Source organism: Streptomyces sp. NPDC002574, assembly GCF_042889545.1.
Classification (GTDB): Bacteria; Actinomycetota; Actinomycetes; order Streptomycetales; family Streptomycetaceae; genus Actinacidiphila.
This window is the reverse complement of sequence record NZ_JBIARB010000011.1, coordinates 150,982-175,445: the sequence shown is the minus strand read 5'-3', so window position 1 is coordinate 175,445 and position 24,464 is coordinate 150,982. Positions and strand designations below refer to the sequence as shown.

Here is a 24,464-nt window from a genome sequence, read left to right as displayed (position 1 = left end):
CCCCGGTGCTGCTCGCGCGGTCCGTTTCAGGACTCCTCGTCCTCGCCGCCGTCGTCGCTGTCGTCGTCGCCGTCCTCGTCGTCGAAGAACTCGTCGATCGCCTCGGAGACCAGATAGCCGCCGACCGCTCCGGCCGCCAGCCCGGCCGCACCCGCGGCGACGGCGGTGCCGACGCCCATGCCGGACCCGTGGTGGTCATCGTGGTGCCCGTGCCCGTGCCCGTGCCCGTGGTCGTGCCCGTACGCCGCGGGGGAGCCGAAGCCGCCGTGGTGGTCGACGAGCCGCTGGATCCAGGAGTCGACCTCCGCGGTCCAGTCCACGTGGGGGACGCGGGCATGGTCGACGGCGAACCGGTTGACCTGGTCGTGGCCCTCGGAGAACAGGCCGCCGCGCTTGTCGGCCTCCAGGACGATCTCCACACCGGCCGGGTGGGCGAGGAAGGTCAGCTCGATCTCGCCGACGGCGTGCGCGTAGCGCGCCGGGGGCGCGAGTTCGATCTCCTGGTGGAACGGCAGCCGCTGGCCCGTGCCGTGGAGCCGGCCCAGTTCCAGGTCGGCGGAGGTGAAGCCGAAGCCGAGCTGTCCGAGGGCCTCCAGGATCGCCTCCTGCGCGGGCAGTGGGGCGACGCCGAGCGCGTCGAGGTCGCCCTTGTCACGGGCGCCCGCCACCTCCAGCTCCGTGCGGACGCCGAGCACGATCCCGAGAGGCTGGCCGTGCAACTCGGTGACGGGTGTCTCCCATGGCACGGGCACGGAGAACGGCACGGTGTGCCGCGCGCCGGCCGGCAGGCGGAAGCCGCCGCCGACCACCGTGCGGTCGAAGACGACGACGCCCTCGTGCTCGCCGCCCCCGTCCTCGTGGTCCCCGTACCCGTACCCGCCCTCGGCCTCCACGCGGGCGACCAGTTCGAGGACGACGGCGTGGATGTCGGCGTCCGTGTCGCCGCCCTCCAGGTGGATCTGTCCGTACAGCGTGCCGCCGGGCAGGACCGGGCCCCCGTTGAGGACCGTGTCGACCGAGGGCCCGCCCACGCCGAGCGCCCCGAGCAGCCGTTTGAACACCATCGCGGCGTTCACTCCTACGTCTGTGGTTCCGTCGGCCCCGTGCGGGCCGCATGCTGAACTGCGCCGCCGGGGCGGGGAGTTCCCGGGCGGCGCGAACGGGTGACCGGCACCCGGCCGGCCCCCCGGGGGCCGCCCCTACCGGGCACCTTTGCGCGTCCTTTACCCTGGGGGAGACGTCACCGTTCCGAGCCCGAGAAGGAGCCGCGGTTCCCGCGATGGACCACCCTCCCAGTACCGACCGTGTCATTCCCCCTGAGAACCGCCGAGGCGGGGGAGCCGGGGTGACACGGTGACCGAGGTCCTCCTCCTGCTGCTGGCGCTGCTGCTGACCCTGGCGTGCGCGGTGTTCGTCGCGGCGGAGTTCTCCCTGACCACGGTCGAGCGCGGTGAGCTGGAGCGGGCCGCGGCCGCCGGCGAGCGCGGCGCCGGCGGCGCTCTGAAGGCGGTACGCCGGCTGACCTTGCAGCTGTCCGGCGCGCAGTTGGGCATCACCGTGACGTCGCTGGTCATCGGCATGCTCGCCGAACCGTCCCTCGCCGTGCTGCTGACCGGCCCGCTGCGGGCCACCGGGCTGCCGGAGGGCGCCGCCTCCTCGCTGGCGACGGTGCTCGGCGTGGGCGTGTCCACGGTCGTCCTGATGGTCGTCGGCGAGCTCGTGCCGAAGAACTGGGCGATCTCCCGCCCGCTGGCCGTGGCCAAGACCGTGGCCGGACCGCAGCGCGGCTTCACCGCCGTCTTCGGACCGTTCATCCGGCACCTGAACGAGTCGGCGAACCGTCTCGTGCGGCGCTTCGGCCTCGAACCCGCCGAGGAACTGGCCTCCGCCCGCACCCCGGACGAGCTGATCGCCCTGGCCCGACACTCGGCGGCCGCGGGCCTGCTGGAGCCGGACTCCGCGGAGCTGTTCGTGCGCACCCTGCACCTGAGCGAGCTGACCGCGGAGAACGTCATGACCCCGCGCGTGGACGTACGGGCCCTGGAGTCCCGCGCCACCGCCGCCGACGCCGCGAACCTCACCCTGGCCACCGGCCTGTCCCGCTTCCCGGTCTACCGGGACAGCATCGACGAGGTCGTCGGCACCGTGCACATCCGGGACGTGCTCGCCCTCCCGGCCGCCGCGCGCGACCGCACGCCCGTCACCGCGCTGGCCACCGCGCCGCTGCTGGTGCCGGACAGCCTGCCGGTCGACCGCCTCCTGGAACGCCTCCGCAGCCGCCGCACCATGGCCGTGGTCATCGACGAGTACGGCGGCACCGCCGGCGTCGTGACCGTGGAGGACGTCGTGGAGGAGGTCGTCGGCGACGTCCGCGACGAACACGACCCGCAGGGGTCCCCCGACCTGGCACCGTCGGGCGACGGCACCTGGGAGGCCGACGGCAACGTCCGGATCGACCAGCTCGCCGAGATCGGCCTGACCGTCGCCGAGGGCCCGTACGAGACCGTGGCCGGACTGATGGCCACCTCGCTCGGCCGCATACCCGCCCGTGGCGACCAGACCGAGGTCGACGGCTGGCGCATCAGCGTGCTGAGCGTCGACCACCACGTGGCCGAGCGGGTCCGTGTCGCCCGCATCCCGGAGGACGTGCGATGACCGTACTGCAGCTCGCCATCGGCGCCCTGACCCTGCTGACCAACGCCTTCTTCGTGGGCGGCGAGTTCGCCCTGATCTCGGTGCGCCGCAGTCAGGTCGAGCCGCGCGCCGAGGCCGGTGACAAGCGGGCCCGCACCGTCGTATGGGGACTGGAGCACCTGTCCGCGCTCCTGGCCACGGCCCAGCTCGGCATCACCGTCTCCTCGCTGGTGCTGGGCGCGGTCGCGGAGCCCGCCATCGCCCACCTGCTGGAGCCCGGCTTCGAGGCCGCGCACGTCCCGCACGGACTCGTCCACCCGATCGCGTTCGTGATCGCCCTCGCCGCGGCCACGTACCTGCACATGCTCTTCGGCGAGATGGTTCCCAAGAACGTCGCGCTGGCCGCCCCCGAGCGGACCGCGCTGCTCCTCGGTCCGCCGCTGATCGGCCTGACCCGTGCACTGCGGCCGGTGATCTTCGGTGTCAACGCCTTCGCCAACACACTGCTGCGGCTGCTGCGCGTCGAACCGCGGAACGAGGTCGCCGCCGCCTTCACCGACGACGAACTCGCCCGTCTGGTGCAGGACTCCAACGCCGCCGGACTGCTCGACGCCTCCGGCACCGAACGGCTGCGGGACGCCCTGGAACTCGGCACCCGGCCGGTCGGCGACATCCTCGTGCCCGCCGACCGCATGGTCACCGTCGACGCCCAGGTCACCCCGGACGGACTGGAACGGCTGGCGGCCGCCTCCGGATACTCCCGGCTGCCGGTCACCGGCACCGACGGGGACGTCCTGGGCTTCCTGCACATCAAGGACACCCTCGGCGTCGTCGACCGCGACCGCCCCTTCCCCCGCGCCGCGATCCGTCCCGTCATCCGGCTGCGCTGCACCACGCCGCTGGACGACACCCTCACCGCCCTGCGCGCGGCCGGCGCCCACCTCGCCGCCGTGGCGGACGAGGACGGCACGGTCCTCGGCTACGTGACCATGGAGGACGTCCTGGAGGAACTCGTCGGCCCCGCGGCCCCGGCCCCGGCCGCCTGAGCCGGGGCGGGCGCCGCACCGCCGGCTACGCGATCCGCGGGACCACGGCCGCCAGCAGGTCGACGACCCGGGCGGGCTCGCGGATCTGCTGACTGTAGACGTACGCCGTGGTGAAGCCGAGTTCGGCCATGGCCTGGGTCCGCGCGGTGAGGTCGTCCGGGGTGGTGTCCCGGCCGACCGCGAGGGTGGTGGTCTTCTCGACGTCCTCGTAGTCGCGGCCTACCGCGGCGCAGTGCTCCTTGAGGACGTCCAGCTTCCGGGCGGCCTCGGGCCCCGCGAAGATGTTGCAGGCGTCGGCGTACCGGGCGACCAGACGCAGCGTCTTCTTCTCGCCGGAACCGCCGATCAGCAGGTAGGGGTGCGGCCGGGACAGGCTCTGGGGGGAGTTGAGGGTGCGGTCGAGGGTGTGGTGCGTGCCGGTGTACGGGTCCTCGTCGCCGGACCACATCTGCAGGCAGATCCGCAGTGTCTCCTCCAGCCGCTCGAAGCGTTCCTTGACCTCGGGGAACCGGATGCCGAGGCCCTTGGACTCGTCCGCGTTCCAGGCCGCGCCGACACCGAGGCCGGCCCGGCCGCCGGAGAGGACGTCGAGGGTGGTGACCTTCTTCGCCAGGACGGCGGGCTCGTGGTAGACGACGCCGGTCACCAGGGTGTGCAGCAGGGCCCGCTCGGTGTGGGCGGCCAGGAAGCCCAGCGTGGTGTAGGCCTCCAGCATCTCGTGCTCGTAGGGGCCGAGGTCGCCGCCGAGCTGCCAGAAGTGGTCCATCACGGTGATGCGGGTGACGCCGGCAGCCTCCGCGTCCCTGGCGTACCTGGCGAGGGCGGGGCCGAGGACGGGGGCGCCGCCCGTCCACGTGAAGTCGGCGATGTGCAGCCCGAGTTCCATGGGGTTCTCTCCTTGCGTCCGGGGGCCTGCCCCGATGGTGCCGCCCGCGTGCCCGGTGCGCGCCCCGCCGCTCCGTCCGGCACCCGGATGTCCCCGTGATGCCTGCCGTGCCCGTCCGGCCGCCCCTGCCGCCGTCCGGCTGACCGGCGGTACCCCCGGCGTGTGGCGGCAGGGTCGACCGGGAATGCGCGAGGTGGCTGATGGTGTTGGAGGGGTTACGGTGACACACGGAGAAATGGAGGACGGCGTGCCTTTGGTGGGTGAGTACCAGCCGAGCCCGGAGCAGTGGGTCCGCGACCAGGTCGAGCTGTACGAGGGATCCGACGGTGCCGAGGGGACGACGCTCCGCGGCAGGCCCGTGATCATCCTGACGACGCTCGGCGCGAAGTCCGGCAAGATCCGCAAGACCCCGTTGATGCGCGTGGAGCACGACGGAAGCTACGCCGTGGTCGCGTCCCAGGGCGGCGCCCCGAAGCACCCCGTCTGGTACCACAACCTGGTGGCCGACCCCCGGGTCGAGCTCCAGGACGGACCGGTGCGCCAGGACATGACGGCGCGGGAGGTCACGGGCCAGGAGAAGGCGCAGTGGTGGGAGCGCGCGATCGCGACGTGGCCCGACTACGCGGGGTACCAGACCAAGACCGACCGTGAGATCCCGGTCTTCGTCCTGGAACCGGCGCCGAAGCCGCACTGAGGCGCGCGCCCCGGCGCATACCGGTGGTGGCCGCCCGCGAACGCCGCGGGCGGCCACAGTGCTGTACGGATGCCGCAGGAGTGGCGATCGCTCCCGGATCCGTCCCCGTCGGCTCTTCCTCCCTCCGCGCGACCGTCCGCCGCGACCGTCCGCCGCGACCGCCCGCCGCGACCGCCCGTCGCGTCTTCGGTCGGTACGACGTCGTCCACACCCCGGACAAATGGCAGTGGTTCGTGGCAGACTTCCCGCGCCGCCGCGCTGCGCTCGCGGCCGACCGGATGCCGATCGGCGCGTCGCCGTCGAACAGGTATGTGGCGGTGTGGCGCGGATCACGGACAAATGCTGCAAGGGCGATACAAGAAACGCATCGGAGGAAGCGCCGTATGACCGACGGGGCCAGCCCCGCTCCCCACGCCGACACCGCACTGGCCCGCGACTGCACGCACTGTCGCGGATGGGGAACCATCATCACCGACCTCGGCCGCCACGAACTGTGCCCGCACTGCCAGCCTTTGGGGGAGCAGCCCGTTCCGGCACCCCAGCCGACCGACGCCCGGCCCCCGGCGGGCGCCCGCTACGCATCCCCTTCCGGGCCCGTCTCCACGATCTGACCGGCCACGTGTACGGCCGCGCCACGACCACGCCCCGGTGGCCGGCGCGGCCGTGCAGGCCCTTCGACGCGGAGGTCGAAACGCCGTCGCGCGGCAGCCGCCACCGGTGGCAGGATGCGGTCCATGACCGCAGACCGAAAGGCCGTTGCCGCGTAGCCGGCCGGGCAGGCTCCGTGCCGACCGACGGCACGGCCCGCGCACCTGGGACGATCCGCCTCCGCGCCGGATCCGATGGCTCTCGACTCACGCCAGTCTGGCGATACACCGGGTCGAGGCACTCTCCAGCGACTACTACGTGTTCCCCGGAGCCACCGAACGGGCGTTGAGGACCTACCAGGCCTTCGCGCTCCCGCCGGGCCGCCGCCCCCGCTACCCGCAGGAAGCGGAATGCTCGTGTCGCGGGTGCTCCTTCGACGACGTGCGGCACGCGCGTGACGTCCTCGACGAGGTCCTGCGGCAACTGCCCTCTCGGGCCCGCGCGGAACTGGTGCGCCGGATGGCCTCGCTGGACGCCGGGTACCTCCGGCGCACGCTGCCGGATCCCTTCGCCGGTCAACGGCAGTGGCGCCCCGACCTCTGGTGGCGTCGCCGCCTCGCCGGCCGCTGGGAGGGGTCGTGAGCCGGGCGCGGGCGGGGCTGTGGCCGTGGAACGCGCGAGACCCCCGCAGCCCTCAGCCCACCAGCCGCTTGCGCCAGTCCAGCGGTGTCACCGTGACCGTCCGGGCGGGGTCGCCGTTCCACTCCGCCCGCAGCCCGGCCGCCTCGAGCGCGGCCACGACCTCGCGTCCGATCGCCGCCGCGGTCTCCGTCGAGCCGTCAAAACCCCCGTAGAGGAGCTCAGTCCGCGCCCGGCCGCCGCCGCGTCCGTGCCCTGGGAGGGGAAGTACACGAATCCGCGGGTGTCCGGCGCGGCTGCCGCGCGGATCCCGGAGTCCCCGCACGAGCGGCAGCAGGTGAAGTTCTCCCGCGCCGTGATGCCCGCCGCCTCCAGCGCCGTGAACGCCCGCGTCAGCCGCTCCGGATCGGTCTCACCCTCCCAGCGGGCCTGTTCCCCGACGCGTTCCAGCCACATCCGGTCGGCCAGTTCCCGCGCCTGTTCGGGGGAGACCGGCCGCCGCTTCCCGGAGACGAGACACTGCTCCGCGAGTTCCGCCAGCTCCGCCCGCGTCACGTAGCCACCGACCAGTGCCTGGCGCACGCGTGCCTCCAACTGCGCGCGTTCGTGCTCATCGAGCTTCAGCGGGCGTGCGCGCCCGGGTGCCCGGAGGTTCAGCCGTGTCCAGGCGAACTCCTCGTCCCAGCCCCGCTCCTGGCGGGCCCAGCCGGTCATCGCGGCCACCGCGGCCTCCGGCGTGTCCAGGAGCACCTGGAAGTGGCGGTCGGGTCCGCCGTCGCGGTGCTCCAGTACACAGCCTTCCCCGAAGCGGTGCCACACCTGGATGAAGACGTCGGGGAGGTCGGGTACGCGCTGGACGATCAGGAACAGATTGCCCTCGGCCCCGATCCCGCCGATCAGGGCCGCGAGCTCGCGTGCGGAGACGCGGACGTGCCGGCTGCCGTTCTCCCGCGACACGGTGATGGGGAGCATGCGTCAACCCTGGCACGGGCCGCGGGCGCACCGTCCGGCCGGGGTGCGCCTGGTGCGTGAATGTGACGCGGGGCGAGGCGGGGTGTCCTGCTAAGCGGTTTCGGTCTGTTCGAGGTAGCAGGGGATGCCGTCGCGTCGTGCCTGGAGGGCGGCGGCCAGGTGCTGGAAGGCGGCATCGGTCAACTCCTGGCGCCATTCCTCCAAGGACCGCACACGGACCTCGTTGTGCTCGGCGGGGTCCAGGACGATGGCGGCGATCTGCTCCTGGGAGAGCCGACCGCCGTCGAAGATCAGCCCGATCTTGTGGGCGGGCCAGTCCGGACGCGGCATCAGGTACCGCACGCCCAGCAGGCGCGGAGTCCGTGCGATCTCCAGACCGGTCTCCTCCAGTCCCTCGCGCACGGCGCACTCCCAGGGGGTCTCGCCCGGGTCCATGTTGCCGCCGGGCCACTGCCACGTCGCCTGGTTCCTGACGGAGCGCAACTGGATGGGGCGGTCCTCCTGGTCGGTGATGAGGAAGCAGCCGTACACCGTGGCCTTGGGGAGTTGGGCGACGTACTGCACCGGCGGGAGCCAGGTTCCGCTCATGTCTGCTCCTGTCGCTCGTGGAGGGGGATGCGGGTGTAGTGCTCGGTGGACAGGATCCGGTCCCGGGTACCGGCGGGAAGGCGGGCGAGCACACCGGGCAATGAGCGCCCCCGCCGGACCTCGCTGCGGTGGGCGAGGACGGCGTTCCACTTCCGGTCCAGCCATGGCCGGACGTCCACCGTCGTGGTGACGAGTTCGTCCGGCGCGCTCAGCACGGCCTTTCCGGTACCGGTCAGGAGCGGTCCGAGTTCTTCGACGCCAGAGTGGGGGTGGGTGGCCAGGTACAGGGCGCCGGGCTGCCAGGGCGGGCCGGCCCCGGGACAGAGGTGTTCCAGTCCGGCGGCGTGGACGGCGAGCGTGGTCACGCGGTGGGTGTACCGGTGGTCGGGGTGGCCGGTCAACCCGCCGTATGCGTCGTGGGTGACCACGATCCCGGGACGGAACGCGCGGATGTGCGCGACCAGGTGGGCGATCGCGGTGTCCAGCGGCACGTCGCACCAGCGCGGCCGGCCGGGAGCGGATTCCGGGAGGCGGTGGTCGGCGTAGCCGAGCATCCGCGGCCGGCCCGCCCCCAGGATGCCGACCGCGTCGGCGAGTTCGGCCGCCCGGTGGCTGTCCGGGGCCCAGGTGGTGGTGACGACGGCGGTGCGGGCACCCGCCGCGGCATGCCGGGCGAGAACGCCGCCGGCACTGAGGGCTTCGTCGTCCGGGTGGGCGAAGACCGCGAGAAGGGCCGGCCGGCCGGGCGGAGGGGCTTGTGCGTCAGGCACCGGCGCCCCCGGCCGCCGTCAGAGCCCGTGCGCCGGCGGGCTCCGTGTGCGGTGTGCGCCCCGGCCACCGGAGGACCAGGCGGGAGGCCTGCTTGTCGAGCACGTCCCCCGCGGGCAGGTCCTCGTCGGGGGTTCCGGCGGGGTGGACGGTCATCGCCGGATAGCCCGTGTCGCGTACGTACCGGTCCCAGTCCCGTACGCACCGCGCCAGTCGCCCGGCCAGGCCGGGCCCTGCCTCGCCATAGGCGTGCACCACGAACTCGAACCTGCGCTGGGCCGGGGTCTCGCCGTCGCCGATCCTGACGACGGTCAGATACGCGAGGGAGCCGTCGGCCACGATGGCGGCAGGATCCTCGTACCGCGAGGCCCCGGCCACGAGCGGGGTGCCGGCCGCGGCGACGCGGCAGAAGCCCGGCACGGTCGTCGCCGCGTAGAGCTGCAATGTCTCGTAGGACTGGCCACCGGGCAGCACCACACCCGTGCGCACTTCGGCCCGCGGGCCACGCAATGCGGCCTCCAGCCCCGGTGATTCCCGCGGGGCGCCGTCCTCCCACCGGATCGTGACCGCGCCGTCGGCGAGCGAAAGACTCGGCGCGGTGCGGGCCGCGGCGCCGCGGTCCCTTACGAATCCGCAGTACGTCCAGTGCGCGGCCGACAGGACGTCGCCGCGGCGCTCCAGGGCGATGGACCGCGTGTAGCCGCCGATCTCCAGCGGCAGGACGAGCCGTCCGCCTTCGGCCAGTTGCTCACGCCAGGCCGGGGCGACGTCCCAGCACTTGTGGGTGATCACCATGCCGCCGAAGCCACCCGCCGGGACATGGCCGGGCGCGCCGGCAGCGCCGTCCCCGAGGACGGCCGTCACCCGGCCGCTGCCGGCCTCCGCGCACAGCCGCTGGGTGCGGTGCACGACGTACGGGTCGATGTCCACGGTGATCACCCGGCCGCGGGGGCCCAGGACATGGGCGATCAGTTCGGCGTTGTAGCCGCCCGACCCGGCCTCGAACACGGTCGCCCCCGGCGCGGGCCGCAGCTGTTCGATCATGTCGGCCTGCAGCCAGGCCGCGGAGACCGAACTGACCGCCGTACCGGTGTCGTCGCGTGCCGTGATCACCGTGCGGTCCTCGGCGTACGCGGCCTCCAGAGGCGCCTCGGGAGCGAACCGGTGGCGTGGCACCGCCCGCAGCGCGTCCCGCACCGCCGCGGAGGGCGCCCAGCCGCCCGCGACCACGGCGTCCGCCATCCGCTCGCGCAGCCGCACGGCCTCGGCCGGTTCACCGGGAACCGGCGGGGGACCGGCGGCCGGCCCGTAGGAGTGCACGGCGGGGAGCCCGGGCAGCACCCCCGGCCAGACCGCGTTGAGCGCCTGGGCCGACGGGGCGAAGAGCGGGCCGATGCCCGCCAGGGCGTGCAGGTCGTGCCACTCCCAGCGCAGGAACGCGTGCGGTTCGGGCAGGCCGAGTTCGCCTTCCCAGCCGGTCACGCGCACCACGGCGGTGACGCGCCGTACGTCCGCGCGGTCGTCGTGGAGGATCGTGAGCACGTGCGCGTCCTCCTCGCGCGCCAGCAGGCCGGTCTCCTCGGCCAGTTCCCGTACGGCCGCGGCGGGCACGGACTCGCCGGTCTCGATCCGCCCCGCGGGCAGTTCCCACATGCCCCGCGTGGAACGCCCCAGCAGCACCCGCCCGGCAGGGTCGGTGACCGCCATCGCGGCGCCGAACACCGCCTGCGGGGTGGGCCGACGCTTCTCCACCGGGGTGAACGACCTGCCGGCGCCCCGCAGGACCAGTGCGGCCAGGCGCCCGGCGTCGAACCGTTCGACCTGCTCGAAGCCCTCGGCGAGCAGCCCGAGTTCGTCCTCGTCCAGCGCGATGTTCCGGCGCTCGGCCGGGGTGCGGTCCGCGACCGGGGTGACCACCACCAGGGCCCCGTCCTCCCGCAGGCGGGCGGCCAGACGGCGCAGCACACGCGTCCGATCGCGGAGGAAGGCGACGGCCAGCCGCATGGTGATCAGGTCGTATTCCTCGTCCAGGCCACCGAGGTCTTCCCGCTCCACGTCCAGGCACAGCCAGCGCACCGCCCCCACCTCGGCGTGCTCCGCCCTGGCCCGAGTGAGGGCGCCCTCGGCGAAGTCAACGGCGTCGACGCCGTAGCCCTGCGAGGTCAGGAACACGGCGAGTTCGCCCGTGCCGCACCCCACGTCCAGCGCCCGCCCCCCGCCCGTCGGCGCCGGGACCCGCTCGACGAGCAGGCGTTTCTCCACGTCCCCGAGGGCCCTGAATCCACTGCCGCCGTCGTAGTGCTCGGACCACTGGGCCCGGGTGTACTCCACAGGTCGCCCTACCTCTCTTCGTGGTTCGGCAGCCGGTGCGCCGAGGGGAAGGTCCGCCGGCAGGCAGCGTCCGTCACGAGGCGACCTCCCCCGCGGGCGCCGCGGCGGTGCGGGGCCGGTAGCCGCCGGCCTGGAGGGTGAACATGGCGGCGTATGCGCCGCCGAGGACCATGAGGTCGTCGTGGGAACCGGACTCGACGATGCGGCCGGCGTCGAAGACGTAGATCCGGTCGCAGTCGACGACGCTGGCCAGCCGGTGCGAGATGAGCACCGTGATCTGGTCCTCGCGCAGGCGGCCGCGCAGGACGGCCTCGTAGACGGCGTGTTCCGAGGGCGGGTCCATGCTGGCCGTCGGCTCGTCCAGGAGCAGCAGGGGGGCCTTCTTGTACAGGCCGCGGCCTACCGCGACTTTGGCCCACTGCCCGCCGGACAGTTCCTGGCCGCCCTTGAACCGCTTGGACAGTGTCGTCTGCCATTGGCGGGGCAGGTCCGCGATGACGGCGTCGGCGCCGGAGGCCCGTGCGGCGTCCATGGCGCGCTGCGGCTCGGTGGTGGCCAGCTCGCCCGTGGAGACGGTGATGTTCGCCAGGGCGCTGAACGGGAAGTGGGCGGGGTCCTGGAGGACGCAGGCCACTTGGCGGTGCAGCGACTGGGAGTCCATCGCGCGGACGTCGACGCCGTCCCAGCACACGCTGCCGCTGTGGGCCTCGTACAGCCCGGCCAGGAGTTTGGCGCAGGTGCTCTTGCCCGAGCCGTTGAGGCCGACGAACGCCACGGTCTCCCCGGCGCGCAACGACATCGTGATGCCGTCGAGGGCGGGCGCGGTCTTGCCGGGGTAGGTGAAGCGCACGTCGTGCAGGGTGATCGTCTTCACGTGATCCGGTGCGTCCAGCCGGGCCTCACGGGGGAGGAGCCGCCGGCACCGTTCCTGGACGGCGAGGAGGTCGTCGACCCACATGGCCTGCTCGTAGACGAGATGGGCGACCTCGACGAGCCGGATGAGGGACGTCTGTCCGACCTGGATGGCCAGCACGGCGCCGGCGCCCGCCGCCAAGGGCAGCCAGCCGGCGATCAGCATCGCCGCGAGGGCGGCGTAGGTGACGCCGGTACCGACACCGCCCAGGGATCGGCCGGCGAGGTTGAGCATGGCGGAGTGCACACCCAGCCGTGTGTCCTCCTCAGCGATCCTCGTGGTCAGCCGGCGGTGCTCGTCCAGGAGCGCGCCCTGCGCGGTGTCCGAGCGGAGTTCGGCCGCCGCCTCCACGTCGAGCAGCAGCCAGGAGAACACCCGGACCCGGCGCTGCAGGGCGTTCCACCGCTTGAAGGAGTGGAAGCGCGCGCGGGCGCTGCGGACCGCGGCGGCGCCCACCGGCAGGACGGACAGCAGGAGCAGGGGCAACAGCACCGGGTGCAGGACGCTGAGCACGCCGGCGGTTCCGACCAGGCCCAGGGCGGCGGAGGCCAGGGAGACGACCTGTCCGACGATCTGCCGGGCGTAGAACAGTCCGCGGTCGTTCGCCCGGTGGACCTCGTCGTGCCAGTCGGCGTCCTCGACGGCCTCCAGCCGTACGTGCGCGGTCAGCCGGAGGAAGTCGCATTCGAGCGCGGTACGGATCTTGGGGGTCACCCGTGCCTGGGCCGTCGCGACCGCGGCCTCCAGCAGCGCCCGGCCGGCGAGGAACCCGACCACGAGGAGGATCTGCGGGAGGGCGGCGCGCACACGATCGGGCGTGGGGCCCTCGGCGAACAGGTGCTGAAGCACGGCGACCGAGGCGAGCAGGCCGAAGGCGCTCATGGCGGCGGACGCCAGTTGGCAGACGACGACCGTGGTGGTGGCGGCTCGGTCGGCCTGCCAGGCGAGCCGCCCGATCAGAGCGGTGATCCTCGGCAGACGGACGACGACCTGCCGCACGCTGGCACTGGCGGCCGCCCCGTCGTGCACCGACCAGTACGCCTCCTCCAACTCCTCGGTCAGGTCGCCGTCGTGGTCGCCGTCCGGTCGTCCTGCCGGTGTCGTCGGCGGGGACGGCAGAGGGAGCACGGCGGTCCGCGGTCCCGGGACCCGGTCGGAGGCCGCCTCGGCCGGTTCGCTCATGCCGGCCACCCCGTATCCGGTCGTGCCGACCCGAGGGCGTGCCCGCCCGCCACGGGCTGCCGCCGATGTTCGAATCCGGAGGGCTGAGACGCGGGGGCGGGTACGGGATGCATGGCGTCCTCCATCTGGGCGGCGTTGTGGCACTGGTGCTCTAAAAACGCGCCGGATCAGGTCCCGTTACGGCTGCTGCCGGGGGCAGTTCCTGAACGTATGTTCTGGAGGGGCGGATCGGGGGTGCGGGCCGCGGCACGCGGTTCTCAAACTCGTTCGATTGGGGGACACCACCTGCCTGAGGGATCGCCGTCGCCGCTGCGGCGGCCGTCCGCGCGCGACTGGACGGGGCGGGACGGGCCCGCGGGCCCGTCCCCTCAGGCCGTCTCGGCGTAACGCTCTCCCGCGTACGCCCGGATGACGGGGACGATCGCCTCCGGGCCCCCGGGCAGGCGGTCGAGCCGAACCAGGGCGTAGGCCTTGTGGCCGTCGACGTGGTAGGGGCCGGGGAGGACGGGTTCGACGCCCGGGACACTCGGATTGGTGCCCGGCAGAGGCCACACCACGAGCCAGGGCTGTGGTTCCTCGACGTGGGGGAAGCGGCGGCCCACCGTAACGGCCGCGATCTGCGCCCAGGTGAAGTACCGTTCCTCCTCGCTGACCTCGCGCATGCCGATGCCGGAGGGGCCGATCCGCAGCCGCAGCGGCGTGCGCCAGCGGACGAGGGACCGGCCGGCGAGGGGCCAGCAGACCACGGCGCCCACCAGGCAGGTCACCGTCAGGGATACGGGGCCCGCGGCGTGGCTGTGGACCAGCTCCCAGAACGAGTAGCTGAGGATGACGGCCGCCGTCGCCCAGACCAGGGTCCAGGTACCGGCTTGCCGGCGGTCGACGAAGACCTGTTCTCCGCCGGGCACGTTCCGTTCGGGCCCTGACACCGTCACGGGGATCGGCGGCCGCATCGCGCGGGGCGCCGTCTCGAAGCGGTCGCCGGCGTGCTCGGCGAGGGCGGAGGTCAGCTCGGTGACGCTCTGGTCCAGGTCCTTGCAGTCCACAAGGGTGTAGCGGGTCCGGCCGTCAAAGGTGTGGTCCGTCCTCCGGGCGAGCTTCACGTCCGCTGCCGTCCACAGTGTCAGTCGCGGCTGGTGCGGTGTGCCGTCCTCACCGGAGTTCGCGCGGTGCCACAGGGAGACCGCCTCGATCTGCTCCCAGGCGAGTTCGGCGTCGTGCAGGGTGATCCCGAACGCGTCGATCCGCAGCCGGAACGGCCGTCTCCGCTTGCGCAGGTCGTACAGGCCTCTGAGTGCCGCCACCACGGACAGGAACAGGACCAGCGACAGCATCGCCAGATCGCTGTTCAGGTCGCCGGTGGCTGTCGTCCTGCCGCGCATGGTGCCCGCGACCAGCCACCCCAGAGCCACCGCCGTGACGATGGTCCCCGCGATGAAGGACCGCCACCCACGTCGTCCCAGTGTCCGCTCGACGGTGAATTCCATCGCCCCGTACCCCCTTGTGTCGTCCCACCCCACCCGGCACCCATGATGGGGCCCGCACGCCCGGTTACCGGCCCCTCCGACAAGGTGGTTGCCCAACCGTGACGATCATGGGACACCAGGGCCCGGGGCCGCTCACCCGCCCGTAGCGCTGTCGAGGATCCTGCGCAGCCACGTGCTGACGCTTCCTCGCCTTCGCGGGCATCGCCGCCGCGTGGTCCGCCCTCTGGTGGCCGCGGAGAAAACCGCTGGCCCGCTCCGGCCGGTCGTGGCACAGTGACGGCCGTTCCGCGACGGCGCGGACACACTCACGGTGAGGAACGAAGCCCATGTTCTCGGCGTCCCCCGGCAGCCGCCGTCGGTACTGAGCGCCCGCTCCGCAGCGGCCTCAGCCGGCCCACGCCGATTCCCACGGCGGCCCCACGACGCGGTGCCCGGCGCACCGCCCCTCTTCCTTGCCCTGGGCTCGCCCGGGGCTCCCTTGAGACTTCGTGAGGTCAACACCCCCATGGACATCCAGGTCCAGAGCTTCGCCGTCGCCAACCTGCGCCGCCGCCCCGTGGTCTTCGAGACCGGAGGCTTCGTCGCGGGCTTCACCCCCGACACCGACAGCCCGTACCTGAACTACGCGACTCCGCTGCCCGGCGCCGAGCCGACCGAGCGGGACGTCGCGGCGCTCGTCACGGTTTTCCGGGAGCACGGGCTGCTGCCCCGGCTGGAGTTCGCGCCGCAGGCCGCGCCCGGCGCGGCATCAGCCCTGCGGACCGCGGGCTTCGAGACCGAGGCGGTGCACGAATACCTCGTCTGCACGCCCCGCACGCTGATCCCTCCTCGGTCCGCCGGCTCCCCGGATGTGGAGAGCCCGGCCACCGACGAGGAGTACGCCGCCCTCGACGCCGCGCTCGCCGAGGCGTTCGGCGGTGTCTTCGGATCCTCCCCGGAGGGTGTTGAGCGACTGCGCCGCACCCAGCGGAGCGGTGGGGGAGTACGGTTCGTCCGCGACCCGCGGGGTGGGTGCGCCGGCGGGGCGTCCTGCTCACCACCGGCCGAGGACACGGCCGAGCTGTCCGGCGTCGGCACCCGTCCCGCCCACCGTGGCCGCGGCATCGCCACCGCGGTGACCGCCGCGCTGACCGGAGCGATGTTCGCCCAGGGCGCGGGATCGGTCTGGCTGGAGTACTCCGGAGAGGGATCCCGACGCGTGTACGAGCGCGTCGGCTACCGGCCGCAAGGCACCCGTCTCTACGTGTCGCTGCCCGCGGAGCAGCGGCCCTGACGGCAGGAACGCGCTTGGGGGCGGCTGCCTGCCGTCCCCGAGCGGCCTCCTGCGCCCGGTCGGAAGGGCGCGGGTTCAGCCGAAGGTGTCCGCTGCGATGAGTTCCGGCCGGGTCGCGGGTCTGTACCGATGACCGTTGCAGAACGCTGCCCGGTACGAGGCACCACGGAGGACACCATGACGACCACCCCCAACGACCCCGCCACCACGCTGCCCGGCCGCCCGCCCGTCGTCGACCTGGCCACCTGGCAGGCGGCGCGCGACGAGCTGCTGGTGCGCGAGAAGGCCCACACCCGCGAGGGCGACGCCATCGCCGCGGCCCGCCGGCGGCTGCCGATGGTCGAGCTGGACGGGACGGTCGAGGTCGTCGGGCCCGACGGACCGGTCCCGTTCCTCGAGCTGTTCCAGGGGCGCGACGAGCTCGTGGTCTACAAGCACATGTGGCACGACGGCGCGCCGCACCAGGGGCAGTGCGAGGGCTGCACGACCACGGCCTGGCACTTGCAGGACGCGGCCTACCTCAACGCCCGCGGCGTCTCGTTCGCCGTCCTGACCCCGGGCCGGTGGGACGAGGTGGCGGACTACGTCGAGTTCATGGGCTACACCCAGCCCTGGTACTCGGTGCGCGACGTGGACGGGCCGGCCGGCGGCCCGATGGGGTTCCTCACGAGCTTCCTGCGGGACGGCGACCGCGTGTTCCTCACGTACTCCACGACGGGCCGTGGCAACGAGCGGGTCAACGGCGCCCTCGGCCTCCTCGACATGACGCCCTACGGCCGCGGCGAGGCCTGGGAGGACAACCCCGAGGGCTGGCCCCAGGGGCTCGACGCGTGCTGGACCTGGCGCTCCGACGCGGACGGCAAGCCCACCTGGGGCCCGACCAGCCGTCCCGTGCCGCAGTGGACCCGGCCCGGCGCGGACCCGGTGGAGACCCTCGGCCGGAACGGCCACCACCACTGACGCGCCTCGTCGCCGAGGGCGTCAGTGGTGGTGCCCGGCGCCCTCAGCCGCCCACGACGGGCTGGGAGCCGATCGCCGCGCAGGCCGCCCGATCCGTGGCGTAGCCGTCGGCCGGATAGATGACCGGGCCGCCGAGTCGCGGCCGCCGGGCGGAGTCGGCGGCCGCGCCGCGGTCGGGCCGCGCGAGCGGGTGGTAGCACGCCGTGAAGCGGGCCGGCTGCGGAGTGCCCTGCCACATCTGGTTCCAGCCCGCCGCGCAGGAACGAGCGGGGTCCTGGGGATCGAAGTCCTTCATGACCTCGGTCGGCGGTTCGCTGAGGTCCGCCTCGGCCGCCAAGGTGTGGGCGCACATGACCCTGTCGCCGTCCTTCCCCCACGGTCCGAGCGTGGCGACGGCTGCCGTGCTGACGCCCGCGAACACCGCGGCCGCGACCCCCGCGACCAGGAGCAGGCGGCGCCGGCTCCGGGAACCGCCCGTGGGGGGCGGCACTTCGGTGCGTCGCAGGACCTCCTCCAGTACGTGACGCCCCTCGGGGGACGTCGCCCAGCCGTCGGTGCCGTCGTCGGGGCGCATCGCCCGCACAGCGGCGATCTCCGGCGCGCGTTCCTGCTCGCTGACGGTTTTCTTCACGCTGACTCCCGCTGGGCGAAGTGAGGGTGCTGACGTGTGCCGGGGTGGTGGGGTGTCCGGTGGTCCGCGTCCGTCAGAGCGGCCCTGAAGCGTTTCCGTGCCCGGTGCAGGCGCACGGCGAAGGCGGTGGCGGTGCAGCCCATGACGACGGCTGCCTGGCGGGCCGTCAGGTCGTACCAGGCGCTCAGCAAAAGCGCCTCCCGGTCCGGTTCGGAGAGCGCCAGCAGAGCGGCGAACACCTCGGAGCGCGTCCCTATCGCGTCTCCGATCTCGACCGTCCCGGGCCGCTCGGCCATCGTCGCCATGCGCGTGGTCGCCGCGCGGTACCGCTGGTCGGACCGTACGCGGTTGGCCAGGAGCCGCCGGGCTGAGGCGAGCAGCCATGGCAGGGCGTCATGGGGAACGGAGTCCGACTTGTGCCAGGCCAGCACGAAGGTCTCCGACAGGATTTCCTGCGCCGTCTCCCGGTCCGTGCGGTGCAGCAGGTACCCCAGGACCCGGTCGGCGTGGGCCGTGTAGAGCGCTTCCAGTGCCTGATGCCCGGCTGGACCGCCGGCGGTTGTTCGTCGTCGCTTCACTGCACCTCCATGGTTTCGTCCGTCGACCAGGAGATGTCCGGCCGGGCCGGAACTCTTACCGCCTCCGCGGGACCGGTTCAGTCGTTGACGGCTCCGCAACTGAGGTTGACCACCGTTCCGGTGATGGCACCCGCCCGGTCGGAGGCCACAAAGGCGGCCGTGTCGGCGACTTCCGCCAGCTTCGGCAGCCGGCGCAGCGCGGTGCCGCGTTCCATGTAGGCCTTGACCGTGGAGCTGCCCTCCGGATCGGGCTCGGCGTCGTCGATCATGCCCCAGGAGACCCAGGCCTCCGGTATGCCGTCCGGGCGCAGGCAGACGACGCGGACCCCGCGCGGTCCGACCTCGCCGGCCAGGTGCCGGGAGAGCAGTTCGACCGCGCCGCAGGCGACGCCGAAGCCTCCGGTCGCGTGGAAGCCCTGGTCGCGGCCGGAGAGACGCGACGCGGACGTGGAGAGGGTCACGATCACACCGGAGCCCTGTTCTGCCATGTACCGGGCGGCGGTTGTCGCGGTCACGAAGTTCGCCGTGGCCGCGGTGGTGATCGGCGTCAGGAAGTCCTCGACGGACATGCCGATCAGCGGTGTGCCCTGCAGATCACCGCGGATGCTGACCGCGTTGATCGAGACGTCGATCCGGCCCGTCGTCCGGACCACGTCCGCAGCGTGTCGCTCGACCGCCTCCGGGTCGAGTGCGTCGACCAGGGCGACGTCCGCTCTGCCACCGGCGGCCCCGATCTCCGCGGCCAGCTCGTCGAGTCCCGCCCTCCTGCGGCCGGTGAGGAAAACGTGTGCTCCCTCCCGGGCGAAGGTCCGGGCGACCGTCCGGCCGACGGCCCCGGCCGCGCCGTAGACCACGGCCGTCCTGTTCTCCAGCAGCATGTCCCGGTCCCCTCGGTCGCAGCCCGCGTCGATCTTCAGAGCACCCTAGGGGCTGCCACTGACATCAGGTCACCGACCGGATGACGACGGCTGGCCCCCGGGCCTAAGGTGTGCCGGTGATCTTCAAGAGGAAGCAGGGGGCCGCGGGCCTCGACGCCGCCGTGGCCGAGCTGGAGCAGGGTGTCGCCGCTCGCGACGGTGCCCGTACCGAGCGTGCCTTCACCGCCACGATCAACGCCCTCCAGGCCGCGAAGGACGCCGAACGCGTCCTGGCAGGGCCCCGGTTGGCCGCGCTGATCCCGGCCTTCCCGCCCACGGGCCCGCGCCCGCTGCTGGCGATGGCGGCCGGGTTCTGCGTCGAGAGCGGGGCGGATCCGGCGGCCTGCGCGGAGCCGATCTTCGACGGCGTCCACCAGGACCTGCTCGACGCGGTGGAGTTCGCCCGCCGCTGGAGCGCGGCCGGCGGGCCCGAGGACGAACTGCCGGAGCCGGACAAGGAGATCATCGACGACACGTTCCTGGCCCGCCTGGGCGACGACGAGTACGAGGCCACGCGCCTTGCGCTCGCGTGGTGCTCGGTCGAGGAGTGGCAGCCGCCGGCGCTGGCCGTGCTGTGCCGCAGCGCCGCGATGCGCCGCCGGTACGCGTCCGTGATCCTCCCCGTCTGCCGGGAGCTCGCGGCCCTGGAGCGGCACGACCTCAAGTGCCTGGCCTACGCGCTGGCGGTGCTCGACGACGAACCCCTGGTGGTGCTGCACAGGCCCACCGGCGCCGGGTTCGAGGTGCGTATCGGCGGTATCGGGGACAACTTCCAGTTGCACACGCTGCTCGCCCACGTCCTGGTCGGCGGCGGTCACGTCCCCGGCACAGCGCCGTCGGCGGAGAGCGTCCGCCTGGCCACCGAACCCGGGCCCGCCCGGGCACGCACCGAGGTCGTCGCGACCGGGGCCTTCGAGCTCCTCGCCCCGGACGGCGAGCGGATCTGGAACGAGGGGCTGCCCGACGACATCCCCGTGGTGGAGGGACATCGCCTGCTGGTGCTGGACAAGCCGCTGTATCAGCGCAGTTGGAACGCCGACCGGTTCTTCCCGCTGCTCCCGGGCAGGGCCGAGCTCATCCGCGTCCTGTCCGCGGACGAGGCGCGGACCTGGTTCGGGTGCACCTCGTCCGGCGCCGACACCTCCGTCGACACCTCGCGGACGTCCTGACCCGGCGGACGCCGGCCCGTCCGGCCACGGCCGCAGCAGGAGACGTCCGTCCTGCCGGTCGTGGCCCGCGTCGGCCCTCGCCGGCGGCCGGGAAAACGGTTCGACGGTCGCACGGAGTCCTGTCACAGTGACGCACCATGGCCCACTCGGAGCTTCTGACCGCCGCGGACGTGCGGCTCATGCAGGGTCTCGCGCAGCGCGTCACCGCCGCTCGCCCTGAGCTGGTCAACAGTGACGCGACGTTCGGCGAGCTGGCCTGGAACTGGGGCAAGGGACACGCGGGCGAGGGCGCCGGCCGGCCGTGCCGGCTGTGGCTCTCCGGCGGGGACCCGGTGGCATGGGGCTGGGCCCAACTCCCGCGCCGGGTGCGGCGGAGCGACGGCTCGGTCAAGGACATCACCAGCGCCTACCTGGCGTATCAGGTCCACCCCGGCCACGCCGAACTGGTCGACGAGGTGATCGACTGGTACGACGGCACGGCGGGGGACGTCGATCGCACGGTGATGCCCAGCGCCGCCGACGGGTTCGCCCTGAAGCGGTGGGCCGCGCACGGCTACGTCACCGACCCGGCCTCGCTCGGCGACACCGGGTCCTGGACCCAGCTCAACGCGCGGGACCTCACCGAGGTGGAAGAGCCGCTGCTGCCGGACGGATTCCGGTTCCGCACCGCCGACGAGGCCGGATCGCAGGCCGCGGTCCGGGCCCATGCGGACGCCTGGGCTCCCTCGACGTACACCGCCGAGGCGTACGAGGGCGTCCGCCGGACGGCGGCGTACCGCGGCGACCTGCACCTCCTGGTGGAGGCGCCGGACGGAACGATGGCGTCCTCGACGATCATGTGGCTGGACGAGGCGAACAGGACCGCGGAGTTCGAGCCGGTCGGGACGCACCCCGGCTACCGGCGCCGGGGGCTGGCACGGGCGATGCTGCTGCACGGCATGGGTCTGGCGCGGGCGGCCGGGGCCACCGGGACGACGGTCGCCTGCCTGGGTGCGCCGGGGCACCCCCAGGCACGCGAGCTGTACTACAGCGTCGGATTCCGTGAGTTCTCGCGGGACGCGCCGCTCATCAGGACCCGGACGGCGCGCTGAGGCCGGGTCGTCTGCCCCGTCTACCCGCCGATGGCGTCCAGTTCGGCGATCGCGTCCGCCGGTAGTGCCAGCTCGGCGGCGGCGACGTTCTCACGCAGGTGGGCGACGGACGAGGTGCCGGGGATGAGCACCATGGACGGCGAGCGCTGCAGGAGCCAGGCCAGGGCCACCTGCTGCGGGGAGGCCCCGAGGCGGTGGGCGACGTCGTTCAGCGTCTGGGACTGCAACGGGTTGAAGCCGCCGAGGGGGAAGAACGCGGCGTAGGCGATGTTCTCCCGCGCGCAGCGGTCGACGAGGGCGTCGTCGGCGCGGTTGGCGAGGTTGTAGAGGTTCTGCACGGTGACCACGGGGGCGATGGCCTGCGCCTGGGTGAGCTGGGACTCCGTGACCCCGCTCAGGCCGAGGTGGCGGATGAGCCCCTGTTCGCGCAAGTCCGCGAGTGCGCCGAACGGTTCGGCGATCGAGTCGTCGCCGCCGCCGTCGAGGGCGGCCGTGCGCAGATTGACCACGTCCAGGGTGTCCAGTCCGAGGTGGGTCAGGTTCTCGTGGACCTGGGCCTTGAGGTCGGCGGGGTCGAGGGAGGGGATCCAGCCGCCCTTCTCGTCGCGCCGGGCGCCGACCTTGGTGACGATCCGCAGATCGCCGGCGTAGGGGTGCAGTGCTTCCTTGATGAGTTCGTTGACGACGGCCGGGCCGTAGAAGTCACTGGTGTCGATGTGGGTGATGCCGAGCCCGACCGCCTCGCGCAGCACCGCGACGGCCTGGCCGCGGTCCTTGGGCGGGCCGAAGACGCCTGGGCCGGCCAGCTGCATGGCGCCGTATCCCATGCGGGTGAGGGTCAGGCCGTCGGCCGGGGTCAGCGTCTGGTGCGCGGGGGTCGTCATCGCGGGGTCCTCTCGGGGTCTGCCGTCCAGCGGTATCTAACTGGATAGTTACAAGCTAGATCAGAGCGGCCAGGTAAGTCAAAAGTTAGTTACTTGGGCTAGGGTGGCCGCATGGTGACGCGATCGAACGACCCGGACTCCGGCCCCAAGGCCGCACGCCCCCGTGACTCCCGCGCGACCGCGGAGCTCCTGCTCACCGCGGCCACCGCGGAGTTCGCCCAGTACGGCCTGGCCGGGGCGCGCATCGACCGCATCGCCGAGCGGGCCGGGGCCAACAAGCGCCTGCTGTACGTCTACTTCGGGGACAAGGACGCGCTCTTCACGGCGGTCCTGGAGCAGCAGGTCGGCAGACTCGCCGCGGAGACCCCCCTGGTCGACGGTGACCTGGTCACCTATGCGGGCACCCGGTTCGACTACCTGCTCGCCCACCCGGAAACCGCCCGGCTCGCCGCCTGGCGCCGTTTCGAGCCCGACCACCACACAGCCTCCGAGATCGAGGGCTACCGGGCCAAGGTCGAGGCCGTCGCCGCCGCCCAGCGCGCCGGGCGGCTCAATGACAGCCTCCCCGCCGTGGACCTGTTCGCGATGGTGCTGCGCATCACCGAGTGCTGGCTCGACGCGCCGCCCGCCCTGCTGGCCGTCGCCGGCGAGCAGCCCCGGTCCCGGGAGCGGCTGGCGCGGCACCGCGCCGCGCTCATCGAGGCCGTCCGCCGCATCACCGACCCCGGCCCCCGTACCGCCGCCGGGTAGCACACGAAAGGGCCGCTCCCGTGGCGATCGGCAGCCCCTACCTGCGTCGACGGGCCGGGGACGCGACACCGGTCTCGTTCGTCGAGCTCTTCTTCGACCTGGTCTGCGTCTTCGCCGTCACCCAGCTCTCCCACCTGCTGCTGCACGAACAGACCTGGCACGGCTCCTTCCACGTCGCACCGATCCTGCTCGCGATGTGGCAGGCGTGGATGTACCCGACGTGGATGACCAACTGGCTCGACCCGGACGCCCTGCCCGTGCGCGCGGTCCTGATGGCCACGGTGCTCGTCAGCCTGGTCACCGCGGCCGGTGTCCCGAGGCCTTCGGGAGCCGGGGCCTGTGGTTCGCCGGCAGCTACGTCCCGATGCAGATCGGCCGCACCCTCGCCGCGCTCTGCCTGGCCCGCCGCGACCCGGTGCTGCGCACCACCTTCCAGCGCATCGTCATCTGGCCCACCGCCTCCGGAATCCTGTGGATCGCCGGTGGCGCGGCCCACGGCGCCGCCCGCCACCTGCTGTGGCCGGCCGCCGTCGCCCCCGACAACATCGGGCCCTTCACCGGCTTCTGGGTGCCGGCGCTGCGCGGCGCGGCCACCGCGGAACACGCCATCACCGGCTCCCGCATGGCCGAACGCTGCCAGCTCTTCGTCATCATCGCCCTCGGCGAATCCGTCCTGGTCACCGGCTCCACCTTCGCCGGCCACCCGCCGACCCCGACGTCACTGCTCGCCCTGGTCATCGCCTTCCTCGGCAGCGCCGCCCTGTGGTGGATCCACTTCGACCGCGCGGCCCGCGTCGGCGCCCAGGCGATCGCCGGCTCCCGCGACCCCGCCCGCATCGGCCGGACCGCCTACACCTACCTGCACATCCGGATCATCGCCGGGATCATCGTCACCGCCGTCGCCGACGAACTCACCATCGGCGGACCCCACCACGCCATGACCTCTGGATCCCCTCACGCCTGATCGGCCTGGGTGCGCTCGTCGTGCTCGTACCCGTGGCCGCGCTCACCGAGCCGATCGTCCTCTCCGCGCTCACCACGCTGGTCGTCGTCGCCATCGCCGCCGACGACACACTCCGCGGACGCGCACGCGACGTGACACCTGTCCGACCTTGCGGCGTGGTGCACGACTGAGGTCGGGATGTGCTGGCCCGGCGGCTCGGCTGTTGGATGATCACCGCGTGGCTGTGCGGTCGGAGACCAGGCCGGCGATCGTGAGTGGGTCTCGTCGTCGTACTCACGACGTCCGATGTACCACTGGAGACGTCGCAATCTCCCCAACCCGGACGGCTCTCTTCACGTCATGGCCCGGCTGTTCCTGTTCTCTCGCACATCACGTCGCTAGTCCCGCTGGACGGCGAACAGTTCCAGGTGTGCGCAGGTGGGGCAACGATAGGCATCGATCTGCCAGTGCGGTCGGCCCATCCTCTTGGCATTGCCGAGCGGGCCTCGCTGAAGGGGGCCCGCGATCCACCGCGCGAAC

The 24,464-nt window shown here is 73.0% G+C and carries 22 protein-coding genes and 2 pseudogenes; 12 read left to right on the top strand and 12 right to left on the bottom strand.

Features of this window, described 5'->3' with window-relative positions:
* Nucleotides 1-26 precede the first annotated feature (26 nt).
* Entirely contained in the window at nt 27-1,064 is a 1,038-nt protein-coding gene (locus ACFYXS_RS26995) for a sporulation protein (protein WP_389252632.1), read from the bottom strand.
* A 289-nt stretch (nt 1,065-1,353) separates the two neighbouring features.
* On the opposite strand from ACFYXS_RS26995, the gene ACFYXS_RS26990 reads away from it, so the two are divergent.
* Nucleotides 1,354-2,655 carry a hemolysin family protein gene (locus ACFYXS_RS26990; protein ID WP_389252630.1) on the top strand — a complete coding sequence of 434 codons (1,302 nt, stop codon included), beginning with the start codon at nt 1,354-1,356 and terminating at the stop codon, nt 2,653-2,655.
* Nucleotides 2,652-3,680, top strand: coding sequence for a hemolysin family protein (locus tag ACFYXS_RS26985; protein WP_389252628.1), 1,029 nt, complete (start codon nt 2,652-2,654; stop codon nt 3,678-3,680). Before ACFYXS_RS26990 ends, ACFYXS_RS26985 begins: the two co-directional genes overlap by 4 nt.
* Nucleotides 3,681-3,705: 25 nt before the next feature.
* On the opposite strand, the gene ACFYXS_RS26980 is transcribed toward ACFYXS_RS26985, so the two are convergent.
* On the bottom strand, nt 3,706-4,566 hold the full coding sequence (locus ACFYXS_RS26980; RefSeq protein ID WP_389252626.1) for an LLM class F420-dependent oxidoreductase: 861 nt from the start codon (nt 4,564-4,566) through the stop codon (nt 3,706-3,708).
* Between the two features lie 247 nt (nt 4,567-4,813).
* On the opposite strand from ACFYXS_RS26980, the gene ACFYXS_RS26975 reads away from it, so the two are divergent.
* The 3 genes from ACFYXS_RS26975 to ACFYXS_RS26965 all read left to right on the top strand — a co-directional run bounded on the left by ACFYXS_RS26975 (nt 4,814) and on the right by ACFYXS_RS26965 (nt 6,490).
* Nucleotides 4,814-5,260, top strand: a complete 447-nt coding sequence (locus ACFYXS_RS26975) for a nitroreductase family deazaflavin-dependent oxidoreductase (protein ID WP_389252624.1) — start codon at nt 4,814-4,816, stop codon at nt 5,258-5,260.
* 383 nt (nt 5,261-5,643) lie between these two features.
* Nucleotides 5,644-5,871, top strand: coding sequence for a hypothetical protein (locus ACFYXS_RS26970; RefSeq protein ID WP_389252622.1), 228 nt, complete (start codon nt 5,644-5,646; stop codon nt 5,869-5,871).
* 322 nt (nt 5,872-6,193) lie between these two features.
* Nucleotides 6,194-6,490, top strand: a complete 297-nt coding sequence (locus ACFYXS_RS26965; RefSeq protein WP_389252620.1) for a hypothetical protein — start codon at nt 6,194-6,196, stop codon at nt 6,488-6,490.
* 52 nt (nt 6,491-6,542) lie between these two features.
* Here the strand turns inward: ACFYXS_RS26965 and ACFYXS_RS26960 are convergent.
* The 6 genes and pseudogenes from ACFYXS_RS26960 to ACFYXS_RS26935 form a co-directional block, all read right to left on the bottom strand.
* Nucleotides 6,543-7,459, bottom strand: a pseudogene (locus tag ACFYXS_RS26960) (DUF6891 domain-containing protein).
* A gap of 90 nt (nt 7,460-7,549) precedes the next feature.
* Nucleotides 7,550-8,047: an NUDIX domain-containing protein gene (locus tag ACFYXS_RS26955; protein ID WP_389252618.1), complete on the bottom strand. Its 498-nt coding sequence runs from the start codon at nt 8,045-8,047 to the stop codon at nt 7,550-7,552.
* Entirely contained in the window at nt 8,044-8,817 is a 774-nt protein-coding gene (locus ACFYXS_RS26950; protein WP_389252616.1) for a PIG-L deacetylase family protein, read from the bottom strand. Before ACFYXS_RS26950 ends, ACFYXS_RS26955 begins: the two co-directional genes overlap by 4 nt.
* Nucleotides 8,810-11,146, bottom strand: a complete 2,337-nt coding sequence (gene fxlM / locus ACFYXS_RS26945) for a methyltransferase, FxLD system (RefSeq protein ID WP_389252614.1) — start codon at nt 11,144-11,146, stop codon at nt 8,810-8,812. Before fxlM ends, ACFYXS_RS26950 begins: the two co-directional genes overlap by 8 nt.
* Nucleotides 11,147-11,219: 73 nt before the next feature.
* A complete protein-coding gene (locus tag ACFYXS_RS26940) occupies nt 11,220-13,241 on the bottom strand; it encodes an ABC transporter ATP-binding protein (protein ID WP_389252612.1) in 2,022 nt (673 codons plus the stop codon).
* A 368-nt stretch (nt 13,242-13,609) separates the two neighbouring features.
* Nucleotides 13,610-14,728 carry a hypothetical protein gene (locus ACFYXS_RS26935; protein WP_389252610.1) on the bottom strand — a complete coding sequence of 373 codons (1,119 nt, stop codon included), beginning with the start codon at nt 14,726-14,728 and terminating at the stop codon, nt 13,610-13,612.
* Nucleotides 14,729-15,233: 505 nt separating this feature from the next.
* Here ACFYXS_RS26935 and ACFYXS_RS26930 point away from each other — a divergent pair.
* Both ACFYXS_RS26930 and ACFYXS_RS26925 read left to right on the top strand, forming a co-directional pair.
* Nucleotides 15,234-16,001 carry a GNAT family N-acetyltransferase gene (locus tag ACFYXS_RS26930; RefSeq protein WP_389252922.1) on the top strand — a complete coding sequence of 256 codons (768 nt, stop codon included), beginning with the start codon at nt 15,234-15,236 and terminating at the stop codon, nt 15,999-16,001.
* Between the two features lie 177 nt (nt 16,002-16,178).
* A complete protein-coding gene (locus ACFYXS_RS26925; RefSeq protein WP_389252608.1) occupies nt 16,179-16,961 on the top strand; it encodes a DUF899 family protein in 783 nt (260 codons plus the stop codon).
* 43 nt (nt 16,962-17,004) lie between these two features.
* Here the strand turns inward: ACFYXS_RS26925 and ACFYXS_RS26920 are convergent, their stop codons facing one another.
* From ACFYXS_RS26920 to ACFYXS_RS26910, 3 genes are all read right to left on the bottom strand, one after another.
* Nucleotides 17,005-17,592, bottom strand: a complete 588-nt coding sequence (locus tag ACFYXS_RS26920) for a hypothetical protein (protein WP_389252606.1) — start codon at nt 17,590-17,592, stop codon at nt 17,005-17,007.
* Nucleotides 17,589-18,170: an RNA polymerase sigma factor gene (locus ACFYXS_RS26915; protein WP_389252604.1), complete on the bottom strand. Its 582-nt coding sequence runs from the start codon at nt 18,168-18,170 to the stop codon at nt 17,589-17,591. Before ACFYXS_RS26915 ends, ACFYXS_RS26920 begins: the two co-directional genes overlap by 4 nt.
* A 77-nt stretch (nt 18,171-18,247) precedes the next feature.
* Nucleotides 18,248-19,048 carry an SDR family NAD(P)-dependent oxidoreductase gene (locus ACFYXS_RS26910; protein ID WP_389252602.1) on the bottom strand — a complete coding sequence of 267 codons (801 nt, stop codon included), beginning with the start codon at nt 19,046-19,048 and terminating at the stop codon, nt 18,248-18,250.
* Between the two features lie 116 nt (nt 19,049-19,164).
* On the opposite strand from ACFYXS_RS26910, the gene ACFYXS_RS26905 reads away from it, so the two are divergent.
* Complete coding sequence (locus ACFYXS_RS26905; protein ID WP_389252600.1) at nt 19,165-20,256, top strand: hypothetical protein; 1,092 nt, start codon at nt 19,165-19,167, stop codon at nt 20,254-20,256.
* 137 nt (nt 20,257-20,393) lie between these two features.
* The gene (locus ACFYXS_RS26900) at nt 20,394-21,347 is read left to right on the top strand and encodes a GNAT family N-acetyltransferase (RefSeq protein WP_389252598.1); all 954 of its coding nucleotides are present in this window, start codon (nt 20,394-20,396) and stop codon (nt 21,345-21,347) included.
* Nucleotides 21,348-21,367: 20 nt separating this feature from the next.
* On the opposite strand, the gene ACFYXS_RS26895 is transcribed toward ACFYXS_RS26900, so the two are convergent.
* Nucleotides 21,368-22,231 (bottom strand): oxidoreductase, encoded by an 864-nt coding sequence (locus ACFYXS_RS26895; RefSeq protein WP_389252596.1) that lies wholly within the window; start codon nt 22,229-22,231, stop codon nt 21,368-21,370.
* A gap of 111 nt (nt 22,232-22,342) precedes the next feature.
* On the opposite strand from ACFYXS_RS26895, the gene ACFYXS_RS26890 reads away from it, so the two are divergent.
* The 3 genes and pseudogenes from ACFYXS_RS26890 (at nt 22,343) to ACFYXS_RS26880 (ending at nt 24,115) form a co-directional block, all read left to right on the top strand.
* On the top strand, nt 22,343-22,981 hold the full coding sequence (locus tag ACFYXS_RS26890; RefSeq protein WP_389252594.1) for a TetR family transcriptional regulator: 639 nt from the start codon (nt 22,343-22,345) through the stop codon (nt 22,979-22,981).
* A 20-nt stretch (nt 22,982-23,001) separates the two neighbouring features.
* Nucleotides 23,002-23,945 (top strand): annotated as a pseudogene (locus ACFYXS_RS26885) (low temperature requirement protein A).
* Between the two features lie 20 nt (nt 23,946-23,965).
* A complete protein-coding gene (locus ACFYXS_RS26880) occupies nt 23,966-24,115 on the top strand; it encodes a hypothetical protein (RefSeq protein WP_389252592.1) in 150 nt (49 codons plus the stop codon).
* Nucleotides 24,116-24,464 lie beyond the last annotated feature (349 nt).